General features: G+C 45.5%; 16 protein-coding genes. 15 read left to right on the forward strand and 1 reads right to left on the reverse strand.

Annotated elements, in window-relative coordinates; translation table 11 throughout:
- Positions 1 to 117: 117 nt before the first annotated feature.
- The 3 genes from BMW45_RS13405 (at position 118) to BMW45_RS13415 (ending at position 6,071) form a co-directional block, all read left to right on the forward strand.
- Complete coding sequence (locus BMW45_RS13405) at positions 118 to 2,721, forward strand: cation-translocating P-type ATPase (protein WP_092246476.1); 2,604 nt, start codon at positions 118 to 120, stop codon at positions 2,719 to 2,721.
- Positions 2,722 to 2,829: 108 nt separating this feature from the next.
- The gene (locus BMW45_RS13410) at positions 2,830 to 4,131 is read left to right on the forward strand and encodes a DUF1576 domain-containing protein (RefSeq protein ID WP_092244409.1); all 1,302 of its coding nucleotides are present in this window, start codon (positions 2,830 to 2,832) and stop codon (positions 4,129 to 4,131) included.
- A gap of 56 nt (positions 4,132 to 4,187) precedes the next feature.
- Entirely contained in the window at positions 4,188 to 6,071 is a 1,884-nt protein-coding gene (locus tag BMW45_RS13415) for an ABC-F family ATP-binding cassette domain-containing protein (RefSeq protein ID WP_092244412.1), read from the forward strand.
- 153 nt (positions 6,072 to 6,224) lie between these two features.
- Here BMW45_RS13415 and BMW45_RS13420 read toward each other — a convergent pair whose 3' ends face one another.
- On the reverse strand, positions 6,225 to 8,000 hold the full coding sequence (locus BMW45_RS13420) for a methyl-accepting chemotaxis protein (RefSeq protein ID WP_092244415.1): 1,776 nt from the start codon (positions 7,998 to 8,000) through the stop codon (positions 6,225 to 6,227).
- Between the two features lie 503 nt (positions 8,001 to 8,503).
- Between BMW45_RS13420 and BMW45_RS13425 the strand changes: the two genes are divergently transcribed.
- From BMW45_RS13425 to BMW45_RS13480, 12 genes are all read left to right on the forward strand, one after another.
- Positions 8,504 to 9,619, forward strand: coding sequence for a carbohydrate kinase family protein (locus BMW45_RS13425; protein ID WP_092244418.1), 1,116 nt, complete (start codon positions 8,504 to 8,506; stop codon positions 9,617 to 9,619).
- Positions 9,620 to 9,648: 29 nt separating this feature from the next.
- Complete coding sequence (locus tag BMW45_RS13430; RefSeq protein WP_092244421.1) at positions 9,649 to 10,509, forward strand: class II fructose-bisphosphate aldolase; 861 nt, start codon at positions 9,649 to 9,651, stop codon at positions 10,507 to 10,509.
- An 11-nt stretch (positions 10,510 to 10,520) separates the two neighbouring features.
- The gene (locus tag BMW45_RS13435; RefSeq protein ID WP_092244424.1) at positions 10,521 to 11,201 is read left to right on the forward strand and encodes a D-lyxose/D-mannose family sugar isomerase; all 681 of its coding nucleotides are present in this window, start codon (positions 10,521 to 10,523) and stop codon (positions 11,199 to 11,201) included.
- A 157-nt stretch (positions 11,202 to 11,358) separates the two neighbouring features.
- On the forward strand, positions 11,359 to 12,444 hold the full coding sequence (locus BMW45_RS13440) for a sugar ABC transporter substrate-binding protein (protein ID WP_092244426.1): 1,086 nt from the start codon (positions 11,359 to 11,361) through the stop codon (positions 12,442 to 12,444).
- A gap of 131 nt (positions 12,445 to 12,575) precedes the next feature.
- The gene (locus BMW45_RS13445) at positions 12,576 to 14,063 is read left to right on the forward strand and encodes a sugar ABC transporter ATP-binding protein (protein WP_092244429.1); all 1,488 of its coding nucleotides are present in this window, start codon (positions 12,576 to 12,578) and stop codon (positions 14,061 to 14,063) included.
- Positions 14,064 to 14,081: 18 nt separating this feature from the next.
- Positions 14,082 to 15,050, forward strand: coding sequence for an ABC transporter permease (locus BMW45_RS13450; protein WP_092244432.1), 969 nt, complete (start codon positions 14,082 to 14,084; stop codon positions 15,048 to 15,050).
- 242 nt (positions 15,051 to 15,292) lie between these two features.
- Positions 15,293 to 16,240, forward strand: a complete 948-nt coding sequence (locus BMW45_RS13455; protein WP_092244434.1) for a sugar ABC transporter substrate-binding protein — start codon at positions 15,293 to 15,295, stop codon at positions 16,238 to 16,240.
- A gap of 9 nt (positions 16,241 to 16,249) precedes the next feature.
- Positions 16,250 to 17,563: a sensor histidine kinase gene (locus tag BMW45_RS13460; protein ID WP_025234411.1), complete on the forward strand. Its 1,314-nt coding sequence runs from the start codon at positions 16,250 to 16,252 to the stop codon at positions 17,561 to 17,563.
- Positions 17,556 to 18,224, forward strand: coding sequence for a response regulator transcription factor (locus tag BMW45_RS13465; protein ID WP_025234410.1), 669 nt, complete (start codon positions 17,556 to 17,558; stop codon positions 18,222 to 18,224). The genes BMW45_RS13460 and BMW45_RS13465 overlap by 8 nt, the downstream gene beginning before the upstream one ends.
- Positions 18,225 to 18,256: 32 nt before the next feature.
- Entirely contained in the window at positions 18,257 to 19,573 is a 1,317-nt protein-coding gene (locus BMW45_RS13470) for an ABC transporter substrate-binding protein (protein WP_092244436.1), read from the forward strand.
- A 324-nt stretch (positions 19,574 to 19,897) separates the two neighbouring features.
- Entirely contained in the window at positions 19,898 to 20,290 is a 393-nt protein-coding gene (locus BMW45_RS13475) for a VOC family protein (protein ID WP_092244438.1), read from the forward strand.
- Between the two features lie 131 nt (positions 20,291 to 20,421).
- On the forward strand, positions 20,422 to 20,844 hold the full coding sequence (locus tag BMW45_RS13480) for a DUF3788 family protein (protein WP_166433349.1): 423 nt from the start codon (positions 20,422 to 20,424) through the stop codon (positions 20,842 to 20,844).
- The last annotated feature ends 424 nt before the right edge of the window (positions 20,845 to 21,268 follow it).

The raw sequence follows: 21,268 nt of genomic DNA on the forward strand, positions 1-21,268 counted from the left end.
AGAATAAGTGCATTGAAAGTCTTTTTCTTTTTCTTTTTGGGGCAATAATAAATCAGAGAGATCAAACAGTACATGTTGATGCAGGCTGTCCGTATGGGCAGCAGAATGGAGGAAAGTTTGAAAGACTGGTATCAGAAAACAGAAGAAGAAGTTTTAGAAGCGCTTCATACGTCAAAGGAAGGCTTAAGTGCAACAGAAGCAGCCGGACTTCTTGCCAGCAAGGGAGAAAATATTCTGGAGGAGGGAAAGAAAAAAAGCACCCTTCAAGTATTTGCCGAGCAGTTCCGTGATCTGCTGGTGGTCATTCTGATTGCAGCGGCTGTCATTTCCATGCTTTCAGGAAATGCAGAAAGTACCATCGTTATCGTAGCGGTTATTGTGCTGAATGCAGTTCTTGGAACCGTGCAGCATGAAAAGGCCCAGAAGTCTCTGGCAAGCTTAAAGTCCTTATCGTCACCAACTGCCAAGGTGATCCGGGATGGACAAAAGGTAGAGATCGCTTCCAAAGGTGTGGTTCCCGGAGATATCCTGCTTCTGGAAGCCGGAGATATGGTAGTGGCTGATGGACGGATCCTTAATAATTATTCCCTGCAGGTAAACGAAAGCTCCTTAACCGGCGAATCTACCAATGTGGATAAGGAAGAAGGGACTCTTGATACAGAAGCACCTCTGGCAGACCGGACCAATATGGTTTATTCCGGAAGCCTGGTTACTTATGGCAGAGCGGTTGTAGCTATCACCGGAACCGGAATGGATACGGAGATCGGAAAGATCGCCAGCCTGATGAATGCGACTAAGGAGAAAAAAACACCTTTGCAGATCAGTCTGGATCAGTTTTCCAGCCGGCTTGCCATGGTCATTATGGTGATCTGCGCCATGGTGTTCCTGTTAAGTATTTATCGTAAAATGCCACTTTTAGACTCCCTGATGTTTGCTGTGGCTCTTGCAGTTGCTGCGATTCCAGAGGCCTTAAGCTCCATCGTAACCATTGTACAGGCAATGGGAACACAGCGAATGGCAAAAGAAAATGCTATTATTAAGGAATTAAAGGCGGTGGAAAGCCTTGGCTGCGTTTCCGTCATCTGCTCTGATAAGACCGGAACCCTGACCCAAAATAAGATGACTGTAAAGGATATCTATGTGGATGGCAAAGTCTGTCAACCGGATGAGTTAGACCTTCGCAACCAGCTCCACCGGTATCTGCTTTACGATGCACTGCTGACCAACGATTCCTCTATTGTAGAAGGAAAGGGGATCGGAGATCCTACGGAGTATGCCCTTCTTGAAATGGCAGGAAAAGTCAGCTTAAGTCATGATCTCATCAGGGAAATGATGCACCGTCTGGAAGAGATTCCTTTTGATTCCGACCGGAAGCTGATGAGCACCAAATACCAGCTCCATGGAGTTCCTACCATACTGACAAAGGGTGCGGTGGATGTATTGCTGTACCGGACCACCCACATCCGTACCTCGGAAGGAGTCAGGGAACTGACAGAAAAAGACCGGGAGAATATCCTGGAGCAGAATATGAGATTTTCAGAGAATGGACTTCGAGTGCTTGCTTTTGCCTATAAGGAAGTAGAAGAAGACCATGTGCTTTCCTTAAAATCAGAAAACGACTTTATCTTTATTGGGCTTATCTCCATGGTTGACCCGCCGAGAGAAGAGTCTAAAGATGCGGTAGCCGATGCCAAACGGGCAGGAATCCGGCCGGTAATGATCACCGGAGATCATAAGATAACGGCAACTGCCATAGCAAAACAGATCGGTATTTTTGAAAAGGGAGATATGGCTGTTACCGGCGCGGAATTAGACGCAATGACCGATGAAGAGCTTGACTTAAATATTACTAAGACTTCCGTATATGCCAGAGTTTCGCCGGAAAATAAGATCCGAATTGTGGACGCATGGCAGAGGCGGGGAAATGTTGTTTCTATGACAGGAGACGGAGTCAATGATGCGCCTGCCTTAAAGAAGGCCGACATCGGAGTGGCTATGGGAATCACCGGTACGGAGGTTTCCAAGGATGCTGCATCTATGATTCTGGCAGATGATAACTTTGCAACCATTATAAAGGCAGTTGCCAACGGCCGTAATGTTTACCGGAACATAAAAAACGCCATTCAGTTTTTGCTGTCCGGCAACATGGCGGGAATCCTTTCCGTCCTGTATACATCGATTATGGCTCTTCCTGTGCCCTTTGCACCGGTTCATCTGCTGTTCATTAACCTGCTGACTGATTCACTTCCGGCAATCGCTATTGGCATGGAGCCTGCGGAGCACGGACTGCTTAACAGGAAGCCAAGAGATCCAAAAGAGGGAATCCTGTCCAAAGAATTTATGCTTAAGATACTGGTGCAGGGCGCTCTGATTGCCGTATGTACCATGACGGCTTTCCATATCGGATTAAAGCAGGGCAGTGCAGCCACAGCCAGCACCATGGCCTTTTGTACCCTGACCCTTTCCCGGTTGTTCCACGGATTTAACTGCAGAAGCCGCCAGTCTATTTTCCGGTTGGGTTTTGCAAGCAACTGGTACAGTCTTGGAGCATTCCTTGCAGGAGTTTTCCTGTTAAGCCTTGTTATGTTTGTGCCTGTCCTTGAAAAGCTGTTTTCCGTAGCTCCTCTAACAGCCAGCCAGATTGGCATCATATATGGTCTTGCAGTCATTCCTACGATCATCATACAGTTAACAAAAATCATAAAAGAAAACAGGAAATAATTACTTCTAAAAAAGAGGTTCAACCGTAAAAAAAGTGTTGAACCTCTTTTTTAAAAATGTTAAAATATTTCAGTACATAAAATTAAATATAGGAGAAAGGAACGACACATGACAGGACAACTTTCACTAAAAGTGAGAAATTGCGGACCGCTGTCCAGGCGGACGAAATTCCAAATTCTTGCCCTGGTGCCGATTTATTTTATTGTTGCAGGCCTCTTACTGCAGCCGTTCGATGAAATCTGGAGGGGTATCATTACAATTGTCAGGGAGCCAGATTTCCTGATTACGGATTATTTTGCTATTGGCGGCGTAGGAGCTGCTTTTGTTAATGCGGGTGTATTAACCTTATTAAGTATTGCAATTGTATATTTTCTTGGTATGGAGATGAGCGGCCATACTATAACCTCATGCTTTCTTATGTTTGGTTTTTCTTTGTTTGGGAAAAATATCATGAACATATGGGCTATCATGCTGGGCATCTGCCTGTATTCTTATTATCACAAAACTTCCATTACACGTTATATTTATGTTGGCTTTTACGGGACCTCATTGTCCCCGATCATCACTCAGATCATGCAGATCGGCAATTTACATTTGGCGTCCAGGCTGATTTTGAGCATTTTTGTAGGATTGGCAATTGGATTTGTACTTCCGCCCTTGTCCACTCATACGCATTACGCCCACAAGGGATATTCTCTCTATAATGTGGGATTTTCTGCCGGCATCATTGCCACAGTGATTGTATCACTGATGAAGTCCTTTGGAATCACTATAGAGACAAGACTGATCTGGTTTGAGGGCAACAATGAGTTGTTTGCAAGGTTGCTTCTGTTTTTGTTTTTTGGTATGATAATATTTGCATTCCTGTTATCAGAGAATGTTGGAAAGCGTTATCTGGAAATACTGAAAACCTATGGTCTCAGCGGAACCGATTATGTAAAGAGTGAGGGATTTGGGCCTACACTCCTTAATATGGGAATTAACGGAATTGTAGCAACATTGTTCCTTGTTATGTCAGGAGGTGCGTTAAACGGACCTACGATTGGAGGGATATTCACCATTGTAGGCTTCAGTGCAACAGGAAAGCACCTGCGAAACATTCTCCCTATCATGATGGGAGTGGTACTTGGAGGAGCGATTCAGAACTGGAGCATTACGGATCCCAACGCTCTTCTTGCACTTTTATTGTCGACAACCCTTGCACCGATTGCCGGTGAGTTCGGCATTATAGCGGGTATTATAGCCGGATTTTTACACTCTGCCGCTGCGCTTAATGTAGGCATTGTTTACGGCGGAATGAACCTTTATAACAATGGCTTTGCAGGAGGTCTCATAGCCACCTTCCTGGTACCGGTGTACCAGTCTGTCCGGGACAGAAGCGCGCGGGCCAAGGTCCATGATTCCTTATAGCTTCATGAGAAACGAAAGCCAGAATAAAATTAATTTAAGAACAGGAAAATTTGAAGATGTTGTATCAGATAAAGGATGGGACAGTCATTGCCGGAGGCAGCCTGATTCTGTCACATATTGACTTTGAAATACACGGCAGAGAAAAAATAGCGGTGGTAGGTAATAATGGAGCCGGAAAAACCACACTTTTAAAACTGATAGCCGGGGAAGTGGATTTAGACCGGGATGATAAACGGCAAGGCCCTGGAATCATCAGTTCCAGAAAACTGACAATCGGATACTTAAAGCAACAGGCATTTGATGATAAGGACAGGACAGTAGAGGAAGAACTGCTGTCCTCCTGTCCTGCCAGGGATCCCTTTGCCAGGGAGCAGTTTGAATATGAGCGGGAATATGATACGCTGTTTACCGGGTTTGGATTTACAAAAGAAGATAAGAAAAAAAGGATTTCCCAGTTCTCCGGCGGAGAGCAGACAAAGATTGCCCTTATCCGTTATCTGCTGTTAAAACCGGATATCCTGCTTCTGGATGAACCGACCAATCATCTGGATGTTCAGGCTACGGAATGGCTGGAGCAGTATATGAAGCAGTATGAAAAATCAGTGGTAATGGTATCCCATGACCGCTTTTTTCTGGACCAGACGGCATCTGTGGTATATGAATTGTCGGGAAAGAGGCTTACCCGTTACCCTGGAAACTATACCCATTACCGGGAAGAAAAGAGGAAAGCGGTCAGGATACAGACGAAGGTCTATGAACGGCAGCAGGAAGAGATCAAACGCTTAAATGATTTAGTGGAACGGTTTAAGAATAAGCCCCGGAAAGCCTCATTTGCAAGAGCAAAAAGGAAGGCAATGGAACGGATGGGCCCGGCAGTGAAACCGGTGGAAGATGATATCCACATGTTCACAGGGCCTTTGGAGCCAGCCTTTTTAGGGAGTAAATGGGTCTTTGAAGCGGAACACTTGAAAATCGGTTATGACCATCCTCTCATGGAACTCACCATGAGGATCCGAAGGGGACAGAAGATAGGAATCCTGGGTCCAAACGGGGCCGGAAAAAGTACCTTTTTAAAAACGGCAGCAGGTCTTATTCCTCCGCTCTCCGGGGAGTATTCTCTGGGAAACCAGATTACCATCGGCTATTTTGACCAGCATTCTTCTGAGATAGACTCTGATAAATCCGTTGCCCAGCATTTTCATGATTTGTTCCCTTCCCTGACAGAAAAAGAGGTTAGGAGTATATTGGGGGCATATTTATTTGGTGGAAAAGAGGCTGGAAAACGGGTGAGCCTCCTGTCGGGAGGAGAAAAGGCAAGGCTTGTTCTGGCTGAGCTTTTGCAGAGCAGACCGAATTTTCTGATCCTGGATGAGCCGACCAACCACATGGACATCAGGGCAAAAGAGACCCTGGAATCTGCATTCCGGGCTTATACGGGCACCATTTTGTTTGTATCCCATGACCGTTATTTTTTAAGCCGGGTGGCAGAATCGGTTCTCATCTTTGAGAATCAGTCCGCCTTTTACTATCCTTTCGGTTATGAGCATTATCTGGAAGGTCGCAGAAGGACAGTGAAGGGGGAAGGTCTTTCGGCACAGATCAGGGCGGAGGAGCAGGCTCTGATTGCCGGAATGCGCGCAGTCCCCAAGGCAGAAAAACATAGGTTAAGAGAGATACCGGTGGAAGAAGCCTACATGGACTGGAAGCTTGGTCTGGTTCTGGAACGTCTTTTGCCGGCAAGAGACAGGGTGATGGAATTGACAGCTGCCATGGAGGAGATGAAAGAAAGGTGGCTGGGATCGGAAGATTTCTGGAAGGAAGAAACGTGGAAAGAGTCCGGCCGCTACGAGGAACTAAAGGAAGAGCAGCAAAAGGCATGGGAGGACTGGCATGAGCTGTGCCTGGAATGGTTTGATACGGCATATGAAGAAGGTATGTAAAAGCCTGTTAATAAATAAGTTTGCATTAGAGTCGGAATAAAAAAATGAGCTTTGAGTGTGGCAATTAGACCAATCAAAGCTCATTTTTTATTTACAATTTTGTTGTGAGGCTATTTTATGGCAGCCCTATGTAATCTGAGATTGTTCCCCTTATCAATACTTGCCGGAATAATCATAGGGTGTTGAAGTGCCTGTATAAAATTCCGGTTCCGCGCTCTCAAAGGAAGGAACGTATTCCTTATGAAAATCCGTTTGTTCTCCATTTAATTTGAATTTTCCAACTTCCTGCTGCAGTGTCTCGGACTGTGCTGCCAGCTCCTCACTGGAAGCGGAGCTTTCTTCTGCGGTTGCTGCATTTGTCTGTATGACTGCAGAAACCTGTGACAGGCCCTGGTTAATCTGGTCGATTGCAACCACCTGTTGGGAAGAAGCAGATTCAATTTCCCGGATCGCTTGTTCCAAAAACTTTGATTTTTCTTCCACTTCCTGAAGGATCTTAGCGGCATCAACTGACATCTTTCTGCCTTCGGTAACGGCTTCTACGGAATGAACGATGAGGTTTGCTGTTTCCTTTGCCGCTTCCGCAGATTTGATCGCAAGGTTCCGAACCTCATCCGCTACTACTGCAAACCCCTTTCCGGCGCTGCCGGCACGGGCGGCCTCAATGGCGGCATTTAATGCAAGAATATTTGTCTGGAAGGCGATGTCCTCAATCACTTTTGTGATGCTGGAAATTTCTTCGGAAGTTGCGTTGATCTTATTCATAGATGCATTCAGGCTTTGCATGCGTATATTGCTTTCGTTGACTCCGGCTGCATTCTGTTCTACGTACTCAGATGCCAAACGGACATTATCCGCATTCTGGCTGGCCTGTTTTGCTACTGTGGCTATGGCAGCGTTAAGCTCTTCCACGGTTGCGGCTTGTTCCGTAGAACCGGAAGCCAGGGCCTGTGCTGCGGAGGATACCTGTCCGGCGCCGGAGTTTACCTGATCGGCTGCTGTGTTTATAAGAAGCAGAGTCCGGTTGAGATCCTTCTCGATCTTACGAAGGGCAAGTCCGAGCACGTCTTCCTCAGAACGAAGGGGAACTTCCTGTGTAAAATCTCCGTTGCTGATTTTCTCGGCAATGAGCACCTGATCCCGGATGCCAGCCAGCATAGTGGTAAAAGAGGCAGCAAGCTGACCGGTCTCATCTTTGGAGTTAACATCCTTTAAGTCAACATCCACATGCCCAAGAGCGATTTTATCGGCAGCCTTTACAATCTGCCCGATCGGCAGGCTGATCATGCGGGAAATTCTTAAGCCCAGGTATATGGCAATGGCTGTTCCTGCTAAAATGATGAGGCAAAGAACAACCGTCAGGATGAACGCGGTAGAATCGTTGTTTTCACTGGTCTCTTTAGCCACCCTCATCCGGACATCCACCAGCTTGTCAAAGTTGTCAAACATCCTTTGGATGTTGTCCTTCTCATTATCGAAAGCGTGTAATGCCGTGTCCTTAGACCCTTGTTTGGCTACGTTTAAGCATTTTTGGATGGAGGGATCAAAGGAATCCGTAAATAATTGAGTTGCCTCGTCTATTAAAGCGAGAGCTTCTGAATTCTTGATACTTGTCCGGTACTCGGCGGTACTACTAAGAAAGTTGTTCTTTGCTTCCACATAGCTTTTCTCCAGGGATTCCAGTTCCATGGTATCACCGGCATGGCTGGCCATAGCGTTGGCATCTGCACGAAGCTGATACAGATTTTTGGTGGCAATGATTAAGTCCTTCATGGGAACCGTCTGCTCTTTGTACAAAAAGGTGTCCTTCTTGTTGATTTGGGACATGCCCCAAACCCCTGTGATGCCGATCACAAGCATAATAAATACCATGCTGAGAAAGGCTGTAAGTAATTTTCTGGTGATGCTGAAGTCTTTGAATTTCTTCATACTGATACCTCCTAGTTTTTCATCTGCTTTTCATCTGTTTTTTATGTATAATCGTTTCCATTTGGTTTGTCATGCTCCTCAAAACACGAACTGGTGTATACATACAACGTCTGAAGCCCCGTTTTCGGTATACAATATGAATCAATATTTTGTGAACATCTCCAGGCGGCGGTTTTACCAGAATCCCGCCATCCATTTTTTGACAAATATCGACAAGGATCATTATATAATACAAGATTATTGTTTGTCAATCTAAAGAAAAAGAGTGTTAATGATAGAATATAAAAACATTTTAATAAAAAATAAAAGGTATTTTTAAAAAAAATTTGAACATTTGATTCAGAAGCTTCGACGCGGGCCAAAAGTGATTTGAAATACAAAAATATTGTGCAATATACACATGACAAATGTCATATATCTAATTACATTAGTAATAAATGCATAAAAAATATTGACTTTTTCCTTGGAGTTGTTATGATGATTACAGAGAAAGGGGGTTAAACATGAAATATCAGAAAGGGAAGAAAAAAGTTATAGTGGCCGGACATATTTCCCTGGACATTACGCCGGTATTTAACAATAGCGGTGATCAGAAGTTTTCTGCTCTTTTGCGTCCGGGAAAGCTTTTGCGTGTGGGAAAGGCACAGATATCCACAGGCGGGGCTGTTTCCAATACGGGGCTGGGTCTTCATGCCTTAGGAGCTGACGTGCTTTTGATGGCAAAGGTCGGAAATGATGACTTCGGCCTGATATTAAAAGAAAAGATCAGGCAGAGCGGATGTGAGAGCAGCATTCCGGCAGTGGAGGGGGAATCCACATCCTATACGGTGGTGATAGCTCCAAAGGGTTTTGACCGGTTTTTTATCCATGATCCCGGTTGCAATGATACGTTTTGCTGCATGGACGTGGATTTTGAGCAGGTGTCAGGGGCTTCCCATTTTCATTTTGGATATCCCACGCTGATGCGCAGATTTTACGAGAACAACGGAGAAGAACTAGTCAGCCTTTTTAGGAAGATCAAGGAGCTTTCCCTTACCACATCCCTGGATTTAACGGCAGTTGATCCTGATTCTGAGGCGGCTGGCTGTGACTGGGAGAGGATCCTGGCATCTGTGCTACCTTACGTGGATTTCTTTGTTCCAAGCATTGAAGAACTGGGGTACATGCTGGACAAAAAGTTGTATGACAAATGGCAGGAAAGGGCAGGCGGAGAGGACGTTACATCCATACTTTCCTTAAGCGAGGATGTGGAGGTCCTTGCGGACCGGGCGCTTAATCTGGGAGCAAAAACCGTATTGATAAAATGTGGGGCGGCCGGCATGTATTTAAAGACCGCACCGGAGCACTTTTTGGAAGGCTGGGGCGCAATTGCCTGTTTCCAGAACAGCTTTGTCCCTGACCGCATCCTTTCAGCTACCGGAGCAGGGGATACGAGCATTGCTGCGTTTATAAAGGCAATGTTAGATGGATCAAGACCGGAGGAATGTCTGGAGCTTGCAGCGGCAACAGGAGCTTCCTGTGTGACGGCTTATGATGCCATCAGCGGACTTCTGCCCTTTGAGGCTCTTAGAGAAAAGATACAAAACGGGTGGGAACAACAGAACATCATACACCCATAATAAAAACTATAAAACAGGAGGAAAAAGATATGCTGATCACAATGAAGGCAATTTTAGAACTGGCGGAAGTAAAAAACATAGCAATAGGGGCATTTAACATTACTTCCCTGGAAGGGATCCAGGCGGTGCTTGAAGCCTCGGAAGAATTAAACCAGCCGGTAATCCTGCAATTTGCTCCGGTGCATGAGGCCATCATCCCCATGAAGGTCATAGGTCCTATTATGCTCATGATGGCAGAAAGAGCTTCTGTACCGGTAGCAGTGCATCTGGATCACGGCGATGATTTAAGCATACTGAAGAAGGCCCTGGATATGGGATTTACTTCAGTCATGTATGACGGTTCTGCCCTGTCCTTTGAGGAGAATGCAGCCAACACACGGATCGCAGTTGAGATGGCAGGGACATACGGGGCATCTGTGGAAGCGGAAATCGGCGCCATGGGAAGACAGGAATTCTCCAGTATAGGAGAGGGAGAAGAGGGAGAAGCCACGGAAGGCTGCTATACGGACCCGGAGCAGGCGGAGAGATTTGTAAAAACCACGGGAATCGATGCCCTGGCATGCTCCTTTGGAACGGTTCACGGACTTTACATTACGGAACCTAAGCTGGATTTTGACCGGATCAGTCAGATAAAAAGCAGGATCGGACTTCCCATTGTCATGCATGGAGGCTCCGGTGTCAGTGACCAGGACTTCCGTAAGTGCATTAATAACGGCGTCCGCAAGATCAATTATTATACATACTTAGCGAAGGTAGGCGGAATGCATGTAAAAGAAAAGGCCATGGAATCGGAAGGATATGTATATTATCATGATGTGACCTTATGGGGAATTGAAGCCATGAAGAAGGATGTGCTTCATACCATAAAAGTATTTTCCAATTTGGAATAAGGAGGTTTCCGATGAAACGTTCAGAAATTAACAAAGCATTAAGGGATATGGAAGAGATGGCTAAGGCATGCGGATTTGCCCTTCCCCCATTTTGCCATTTTACGCCGGAAGAGTGGAAGAAAGCAGGCCATGACTATGATGAGATCCGTGATAATATGCTGGGCTGGGATATTACGGATTTCGGAATGGGCGACTTTGATAAGGTGGGATTTTCTCTGATCACACTGCGAAACGGAAATGTGAACATGGAGAAGTATACAAAGCCATATGCGGAAAAGCTGCTTTATATTAAGGAAGGGCAATTCGCAGCTATGCATTTTCACTGGACGAAAATGGAGGACATTATCAACCGGGGCGGAGGAAATGTGCTCATCCGTGTCTATGAGTCCACAGCAGATGGGGAATTTGCAGATACAGATGTGACCGTTCACAGTGACGGGCGGGAATACAAGGTGGCTGCAGGGACCCAGGTAAAGCTGTGTCCGGGAGAAAGCATTACCATCTATCCGGGATTGTACCATGATTTTGAACTGGAGCCGGGAACCGGTCCTGTACTTTTGGGAGAGGTTTCCATGTGCAACGACGACAATGGGGATAACCGGTTTTACCTGCCTGCCGGGCGTTTCCCGGAAATTGAAGAGGATGAGCCTCCCTACCGTCTTCTTTGCAACGAATATCCGGCAGCGGATTAAGGTGTTGGAAAACCCGGATTCTCAAGAGAGCAGCATAAGAATGTTACATTTGTCATATAAAACTCATTACATTGTGCACATGTTTTAAAAATAAACTCATGATAAGATAAAAATGTAGCAAATACAACGAACATATTGTGTACAAGGAGGAAGTAACATGAAAAAAAGCACAAAAAAATTAACGGCAATGTTGATTTGTGCAGCTCTTACAGGAATCTCTCTGGCAGGGTGCAGCAATGGGGAGCCAGAGACGAAAGCGCCTGAGACTACGGCAGCTGCCACTACGGCAGCAGAGACAAAAGCAGCAGCAGAGACAAAGGCAGCTGTAAAATCTGAATCCGGCGTCAATATGGCTGATGCCAATGTGAAGAAAAAAGATTCAAGCAAACACTACAAATTCGGATATACCTGTATGGATGGTACAAACCCTTTCTTCGTTACCATTGAGAAGACCATGCGGGAAATGGTTGAGGCCCAGGGCGATGAGCTTATTTCTGTGGACCCTGCTAATGATGTAACCCTTCAGATCACTCAGGTGGAGGATCTGATTTCCCAGAGTATTGATGCCATGTTCATGAACCCGGCGGAAGCGGAAGGCATACTGCCGGCCCTGGATCAGTTAAAGGCGGCAAATGTTCCCATCGTAGGCTTTGATACGGAAGTGGCTGACTTGTCTTATCTGATTTCCTACACAGGATCCGATAACTATAATGCCGGTTTCGTATGTGGCGAAGACCTGGTTAAGAAATGTCCGGAGGGCGGAGATATCATTGTACTTGATTCCCCTACCATGAATTCTGTAACCGACAGAACCAACGGTTTCCTGGATGCAATTAAAGGACATAACTTTAACATCGTAGCCCAGCAGGATGCTAAGGGCAACTTACAGGTTGCCATGGGTATAGCAGAAGACCTTCTCCAGGCACACGGCGATGTAGTTGCCATCTTCGGCGGCAACGATCCGACAGCACTTGGAGCTCTGGCAGCAGCCAATGCAGCAGGAATCAAGGACTGTAAGATCTACGGCGTAGACGGTTCTCCTGATATCAAGGCAGAGATGGCTTCTGGCGATTCCCTTATTGAAGGAAGCGGCGCACAGTCTCCGGTTAAGATCGCACAGTCTGCAGTCAATATTATGTATTCCTATTTAAATGGTGATAAAGTAGATGACCGTTATCCGGTAGAAACATTCCTGATCACATCTGATAATGTAAAGGATTTCGGAACAGACGGCTGGCAGTAAAAGAAATATGGAAAGTGCTGTAGGAGGGTGTCTCAAAACAGGAGAAACATTGGGTTTGGGACGCCCTCCGGGCGCTTTAAAACGGTAAATCCCAGAAGACAAAGCAATCGTTAGAACAGGCAGGTGAGTTTATGAGCGAAAAGATTCTGCTTCAGATGAAAAATATCCATAAATCCTTTCCGGGAGTAAAGGCGCTTCTAGGAGTGGATTTAGAACTCCGTACCGGTGAGGTCCATGCGCTTCTTGGGGAGAATGGAGCCGGAAAGTCTACGCTGATAAAGGTTTTAGGCGGCATTTATATAGCGGAAGAGGGGGAGATTTTCATTGATGGCCAGATGGTGATTATTGACGGGGTAAATACCTCCCATGCAAACGGTATCTCCATCATTCATCAGGAGCTGGTACTGGTGCCTCATATGACCGTAGCGGAAAATATCTTTCTGGGACGGGAGCCGGGGAAGGGCGGCTGGATCAACCATGAAGCTATGGAAAAGGACGCCCAGGAATTACTTGATGACTATCATATGAACATTCATGCAGATGCACTCGTTAAGAATTTGACGATCGCCCAGCAGCAGATGGTGGAGATCGTAAAAGCAATCTCCTATCATTCAAAGATCCTGGTTATGGATGAACCGACCTCTTCTATTTCGGATAAAGAAGTGGAGTTCCTGTTTAAGACCATGCGGGCGCTGACAAAGAAAGGCGTAGGCATCATTTACATTTCCCACAAAATGGATGAACTGGAGCAGATCTGTGACAGGGTGACCGTATTGCGGGATGGTGCTTTTGTAGGAACGGAAGTTGTTAAGGATACGACGAGAGATAAGCTGATCGCCATGATGGTCGGCCGGGAGCTGACCAAGTACTATACCCGTGATTATCTGGAACCAGGCGAAGTAGTATTAAAATGTGAAAATATTGCAGACGGAAACATGGTAAAGGGAGCCAGCTTTGAGCTGCGCAAAGGAGAAATCATAGGATTTGCAGGACTTGTGGGGGCAGGGCGCAGTGAAGCCATAAAATGCATCTTCGGCCTTACCCCGGGTTCTACCGGAACGATTTACGTGGAAGGCAGGGAAGTGAAAATCAAATCTCCCGTTGATGCCATGAAATACGGAATCGCTCTGGTGCCGGAGGACAGGAAGCAGGAGGGAATTTACAAGGTGCAGACCGTCCGCTTTAACTCTACCATTGAAGTGCTTAAATCATTTATAAAAGGAATCTGGGTGGATTCAAAAAAGGAAGAAAAGATCACTCAGGAATATATTGATATGATGGACACCAGAACTCCGTCTCAGGAGCAGTTAATGGGAAACTTGTCCGGCGGAAACCAACAGAAGGTCATGATCGGCAGATGGCTTGCCACTTCTCCTAAGATCCTGATTCTTGACGAGCCTACCAGAGGCGTGGACGTTGGGGCAAAATCAGAGATCTACGGGATCATGAACGAGCTGGTAAAAGACGGCATGTCGATCATCATGATTTCCTCCGAGCTGCCGGAGATCTTAAATATGAGCGACCGGGTTTATGTCATGTGCGACGGCAGGGTCACAGGCTGTTTCAGCCATGAGGAGAGCGTCACTCAGGAAGAGATCATGAAGCTGGCAGCAAAGTAGGAAAGAGGGGAAAATCAAATGGCAACAAGACTTCAAAAAAACATAAAACAATACTTAAAAGACAATATCGGTATTATCGGGGCATTGCTGATCCTGTGTATTTTCTTATCCGTATTTCCAAAGACAAGCGGTGCCTTCCTGACACATAAGAATATGTTCAATGTGCTGAGGCAGATTTCATCGAACTTATTCCTGGCATGCGGCATGACTATGGTCATCATTTTGGGAGGCATCGATCTTTCCGTCGGTTCTATCATCGCTTTGTCCGGCTGTGTAGCTGCCGGCTGTGTGGCCCGCTATAACCTTCCCATATTTGCTGCTGTCATCATTGGCATCCTCATCGGCATGGCAGTGGGCATGATGAATGGTGTGGTCATTTCCAAAACCACGATTCCGCCTTTTATAGTGACCCTTGCTACCATGAACGTGGCAAAGGGTCTGGCATATGTCTATACCGGCGGTTCACCTGTGCGGGTGGTTACAAAGGAATGGCAGTTTCTCGGCGCCGGTTACATCGGAGGAGTTCCAACGCCAGTCATACTTCTGGTATTTGTCCTGATCATAACTGCGGTTATTATGAACAAGACTAAGTTGGGGCGCCATATCTACGCAGTGGGCGGCAACGCCCAGGCGGCGAAATTTTCCGGCATCAGCACAGCCAGGGTAAAGCTTCTGGTTCATACATATTCCGGTATTATGGCGGGTCTTGCCGGCGTGGTATTGGCCTCCCGCATGTACTCCGGGCAGCCTACAGCAGGTGACGGAGCGGAAATGGATGCCATTGCAGCAGTAGTGGTAGGAGGTACTTCCATGGCAGGCGGTTCCGGAAAGATCGGCGGAACCATTATCGGCGGCCTTATTATCGGTGTTCTAAACAACGGGCTGAATCTGATGAATGTCAATTCCTTCTGGCAATATGTAGTAAAAGGAATCGTCATACTCCTGGCTGTATTCATCGACTATTTAAGAAATAAAAAGAAGGATTAAAACCCACATCCTTACAAGAAGCGTTTCCTTAACGGAGAGACGCTTTTTGTGATATCCACGAAAGCAAAGAGCAGTGCGAAATAGGACAGGGAAAGATTTTCGTTTTGCCTGCACATAAGAAAATCTTTCCCTGTCCTATTTCATAGGGCGAATGCCCGTGAGCGAACGAATCCTCAGGATTCGTTCGCTGCACTGCGGATGTATGATATAATGAAAAAAACCGCATTTGAGGAGTGAAATACATGAAGATGAGGACATGGCGATTCATTCTGGTCATAGCAATATTGGCCCTTTTGCCCGGATGCAGAAGAAATGAGTTAGACCCCAGACAACACGAGGCCCTCCTTTTTGGGGCGACCTATATGACAAGGAACAACCCTTATTTTGACGTCTTGAACCAGGGAATCGAAGAAGTGGTTGTAGCCAACGGGGATATTCTTCTCACCAGGGACCCCCTACAGGACCAGGAGAAACAGAATGAGCAGATTTTGGAATTGATTCATGAGGGAATCTGCATGCTGTTTATAAATCCTGTGGACTGGGAGGCTGTTACCCCTGCCCTTGATGCCTGCAAAGAGGCAGGAGTTGCCGTCATCAATGTGGATACCGCGGTAAAGGACCGGGATTCTGTCATATCCATCATAGAAACGGATAATTATCAAGCAGGGCAGATTTGCGCCCTGGATATGATGAAGAGGAAGAAATCCGCCAATATAATAATCCTGGACAATCCCATACAAATGTCCATCACCTACCGTTCCCAGGGATTTACCGATGCAATTGCAGGCAATGACAATTACCGGGTGGTATACCGTCATGCAGCTGCCGGTGAAATTGAGGTGTCTTCCAAAGTGATGGAGGAAATTTTGCGTAAAAACATTGACTTTGATGTCATCCTGGGCGGCAACGATCCAACGGCTCTGGGAGCTCTCGCGGCTTTGCAGCAGGCAAGGCGGGAGGAAGGAATCCTGATCTACGGGATCGACGGTTCCCCTGATTTTAAATCGATCCTGGATATGGGCTATGTAACCGGAACCAGCGCCCAAAGCCCTAAGTCTATCGGCAGGGTGGCGGCGGAAACGGCTTACGGGTATCTGGCAGGTGAACCGGTGGAAAAATACATAAGCCTGCCCAGCACATTGATTACAAAGGACAATCTTGATAATTACGAAATTGACGGTTGGCAGTAGGTAGAAGAGATGGAAGCAGAAAAAATTAACAGCCGGATCGGCCTCCTTCAGGTGGGGATTCTGGCCTTAAACATGATCTCGGTCATGGGGATCAGCATATTTATTTACCGGACTATTGAAAAAATCCGCAGGGCGTACGCTGCAAGGGAATTCTTAAACGGGATCCAGGCGATCGTATGGTATCCTTATGCAAAAATCTGGCTCTGTGCCCTTCTTTTAGGACTGCTGACCTTAAGCATGGTGATTCGCGACCGTTTGTTTCCCAATAACAGCAAGGTCATCCTTACCAGCTTGGTAGCAGATTTCATCATTTGCTTTATGATCATCATTCTTTTAAATTTTAACTATAACGGGATCCTGCTTCTGGTATTTTCCAATGTCATCATGTATGTGAAGAACGGGAAATCCAGATATATCCTGGCCGCCGTTGCCATCGGAAGCTTTATATTGGCAGATTATGAGCTATTATCCATTTCCTACCGTCTGTATTCCATCCAGGATTACATCTCTTATTACAGCGCATCGGTACAGCAGTACCTTTTAAGCGTATACAACATTTTAATATCATTAAATGTCATTGTGTTTGTTGTATACTGTGTTAACATCATCAACGAGCAGCAGGGAAATTTAGATGAGATTCACGGACTCAATGAAAAGCTTCAGGAGGTCAATGAGCAGCTTCAAAAATATTCTCTTATGGCTGAAAAAATGGCTGAAACAAGGGAGAGGAACCGTCTGGCCAGGGAAATACATGACACCCTGGGCCATACCCTGACCGGGATCGCAGCTGGGATCGATGCCTGCCTTGCCATCATCGGGACTTCCCCGGAGCAAACAAAGAAGCAGCTGGAGCTGATCTCCAAGGTCACCAGAGACGGGATAAAGGATATCCGCCGCTCGGTGAGCGAATTAAGGCCGGATGCCTTGGAGCGTTTCAGCCTGGAATATGCGATTAACAAAATGGTCACGGATATTAATGCGGTCTCAGAAACCAGGATCTATTTTGATTGCAGGGTCCAGAACCTAAAGTTTGATGAAGATGAGGAAAATGCCATCTACCGTGTGGTTCAGGAAGGGATCACCAATGCCATGCGCCACGGACATGCCAGGGAGATCTGGATCACCATGAAAAGAGAAAATCAGGACATCCTGATTCAGATTAAGGATAATGGGATCGGCTGTAAGGAAATGAAAAACGGTTTCGGAACAAAGCACATGAAAGAGCGGATCCGAATGTTAAGCGGAGTTGTGACGTTTGATGGAAGCGATGGGTTCATCGTCAATGCAAGAATACCGATTCGGAGGGGGGAGACTTATGATTAAAGTATTGATTGCGGATGATCAGGAATTGATTCGTCAGAGCCTGCAGATCGTATTAAACAGCAGGCAGGACATGACGGTGACCGATGTGGCTGCAGATGGCCAGGAGGTGATCCGGTGCGTGAGGAAGAACGTGCCAGATGTGATTTTAATGGATGTGCGGATGCCAAAGATGGACGGAGTGCAGTGCACAAAGATCATTAAGGAAAGCTATCCACAAATTAAGATCATTATACTGACCACCTTTGATGATGACGAATACGTGTATAACGCGTTAAAATACGGGGCAAGCGGGTACATGCTGAAAGGGGTTTCCATGGATGAGCTGGTAGGAGCCATTACAACGGTTTACAATGGCTGGGCGATGATTAATCCGGATATTGCAACAAAGGTACTGCGTTTCTTTTCTCAGATGGCCCAGGCGGATGATACCATATCTGTCCGGGAGAAAAATATGGACGAACTGACTAAAACGGAATGGAAGATCATCGCCCAGGTGGAGAAGGGGGCCAGCAACAAGGAAATAGCAAAGGCCTTGAACCTTTCTGAGGGAACGGTCCGCAATTACCTGAGTACGATTTTAAACAAGCTGGATTTAAGGGACCGCACCCAGCTGGCGATCTGGGCTGTCCAGACCAATGTAAGAAAGCGGATAGAAACTTAGTATATAAATAGAAGAACAAAGGGGAAACAGGAATGGGGAAGTGGAGAAAGCGCCTTTGCATGAGTGCCTTCATAGGGGCGCTGACTGCAGCGGCCTTGATTTACCGCGATCAGCATAGGGAAACAGTTCTGGAATTCGGCATGTTCACAGGGAGCAACTGGGATGTGGCCAGTGCCAACAGCTTTAAGATCATAGACAAAGCGGTGAAACGCTTTGAGGAATCTCACCCCAATGTGAAGATCCATTATTACAGCGGAATTGCGAAAGAGGATTATTCGGAATGGTGTGCCCGCAAGCTTTTGGAAGGGGAGATGCCGGATGTGTTCATGGTTCTGGATTCGGACTTTGACAAGTTCACTTCCCTGGGAGTTATGAAGGATTTAGATGAGCTGATGACAGGAGATAATACCTTTCATAAAGAGGATTTTTTTACCACGGCCTTGAATACGGGGCAACGCAATGGACGTCAGTATGCTCTTCCCTATGAAACAGTACCCACTCTCATGTTTGTAAATAAATCTCTGCTGGCAAAGGAGAAGATCCAGATGCCGAGGGAGGACTGGACCTGGGAGGATATGTATGAAATATGCAGGAAGGTGACAAAAGATACGGATAAGGACGGACTTTTGGATCAGTTCGGCACTTATAATTACAGCTGGCGGGATGCGTTTTACACCAGTGGAGGAAAACTGTATGACGAAAACCAGGAACAGATTTCCTTTACCGACAGCCGGGTCCTGGACGCAATCAAATATATCAAACGGCTGAATGACCTAAACCAGGGACAGAGCGTTACCCAGGAAGATTTTAATGAGGGTAGGGTCGCGTTCATGCCACTGACCTTTGCGGAATACCGTACCTATAAGACCTATCCTTACCGGATCAAAAAGTACACCAGGTTTCAGTGGGACTGTATCACTTTCCCGGCGGGAAGGGAAGGAAAAAACATATCGAAGGTAGATGCACTATTGATGGGGATCAACAGCAAGACAAAGCATGAAAGATTGGCATGGGAATTTTTGAAACAGCTGACCTATAGTACGGAAATGCAGATGGATGTATACTTATACTCTCAGGGAGTTCCAGCCTTAAAGAGTGTAGCTTCCTCTAAAGAAGGGGCAAATATCATACAGGAGGACATGGATGAGGGAGAACAGGTAATCAGCAGCACCCTGCTGTATAATGTCATTGAGGATGGTATCATTGAGTCTAAGCTATTGCAGTACCAGCAGATCATGAATCTGGCCGATGGGGAGGTATCCAAGATTCTGCAGGAAAATAAAAATGTTGACAGCAGCATAAAAATATTTCAGAGAACGGTCAGTAAATATTTGCAGCAGCAGAAATAAATTGGCGTGATGCGACCCGGTTACTCCGCTATAGATGAAGAGTATATCCGCAAAAAAAGTACGTCAAGGCTTAAATGTACGCAATGAAGCTTCAATTGGTCAATTTGGTTAATCTCACTTATCACGTCACCTATTACATTCATTTTCAAAACACAAATTCAGGGCATTAAAAACCGTGCTCATGGCATTGATACCCTACGCGTAGACAATGAATGTTATATTTATATTGTGTAATTGGGCGAAAGGATATGGCTGCTTAACGAATCATTGGATGGTTGGATACTATTATGTTATATAATATAGGTAACGAAAGGAAGGATATTTATGAGCCGGGAAAGCAGCAATCGTGTTAAAATTAACAGGATAAATATTGTCGTTGACTGTGCTGATGCAGGTATTATGGCTGATTTTTATAGTAAGCTTTTGGGATGGGAATGGACGCATCCGCAGGCAAACGGCTGGGCCGCTATTACATCTCCTACAGGTTCAGTAATTGCGTTCCAAGAGGTGGAAGGCTATAACCCTCCTGTTTGGCCGTGGGAACCGGAAAGACAGGGGCAAATGCTTCATCTTGATTTATTGGTAGACAATCTTGATGAAGGAGTGAAACATGCGATTGAATGTGGTGCAAAAGAAGCGGGTTATCAATTTTTTAATACATCCAGAACCATGTTGGACCCTTCCGGTCATCCTTTTTGTATTGATACCGAGGATTAGGAAACTGAGCAATAAGTTGGTCTGAAAAATCATTCTTGATTACTCATCAGACTTGGAGAACCATAATAACCCTGAATGGTATTACGCAAATAAAAGGTTTGTTCATTGCCCATAGAGAAAGGATGTATATTATGCCAAAGCAATTATTAAGAGATGTAAATATTTTCCCTACTTCTGAAGTTATCCATGAAGCATTGAGGGAAGCCTCCGTATCATATGAACAGTTTCTGTACAGGCTGTCAGAGTCTTTTCCCGAAATGTCACTTGACTGGCGGTATTACAAGGATGGGAAGGCATGGCTTTGCAAAGGCAGCAAACGGAAAAAGACTATATTTTGGCTTTCTGTTTGGGAAGGCTTTTTCAAGTTATCTTTTTTCTTCACTGAGAAGACATGCTCTGGCGTAATGGATTTGGAGATCGCAGAAGAATTAAAAATGCAGTTGCGAAATGCCGCAATGATCGGAAAACTAATACCACTTATTTGTGATATGAGCGATGAGTGTCAGTTAGAGGACTTATTTACCGTAATGAAATATAAAGCGGCTTTGAAATAATGTATTTCCGCTTGACGACTGCCCAATTTACTTCTTCATTGGGTGTCTACTAAATTGTATCCTCTTTTTTCTATTCATCTCTTACATGGTAAGGATAAATGCCATAATACCGTTGGCTCCATGTCTAATTAAGTTGAAAATTATTTTTGATGGAAAGGTTGATTTTTATATTTACATCCTTGATTTACTGGTTTATAATGACAGATATAATTTTTTTCTAAAGTACTTGTCTTTTATTCTAATTCATTATTTTATCATTTTCAATTTCAAATAAATCATATTAAAATCCCATATCATATAATATCTGATTCCCAAGTCATCATCGCTGTATTCCATTCTTGCAACCAAATATCTGAAATGTTATAATTCTTATAACCCGTACTCACAGATATATGTAATGAGCCGGCTTTTAGTATTAATCTGG

The sequence above is a fragment of the Lacrimispora sphenoides genome (assembly GCF_900105215.1).
GTDB classification, from domain to species: Bacteria; Bacillota; Clostridia; order Lachnospirales; family Lachnospiraceae; genus Lacrimispora; species Lacrimispora sphenoides_A.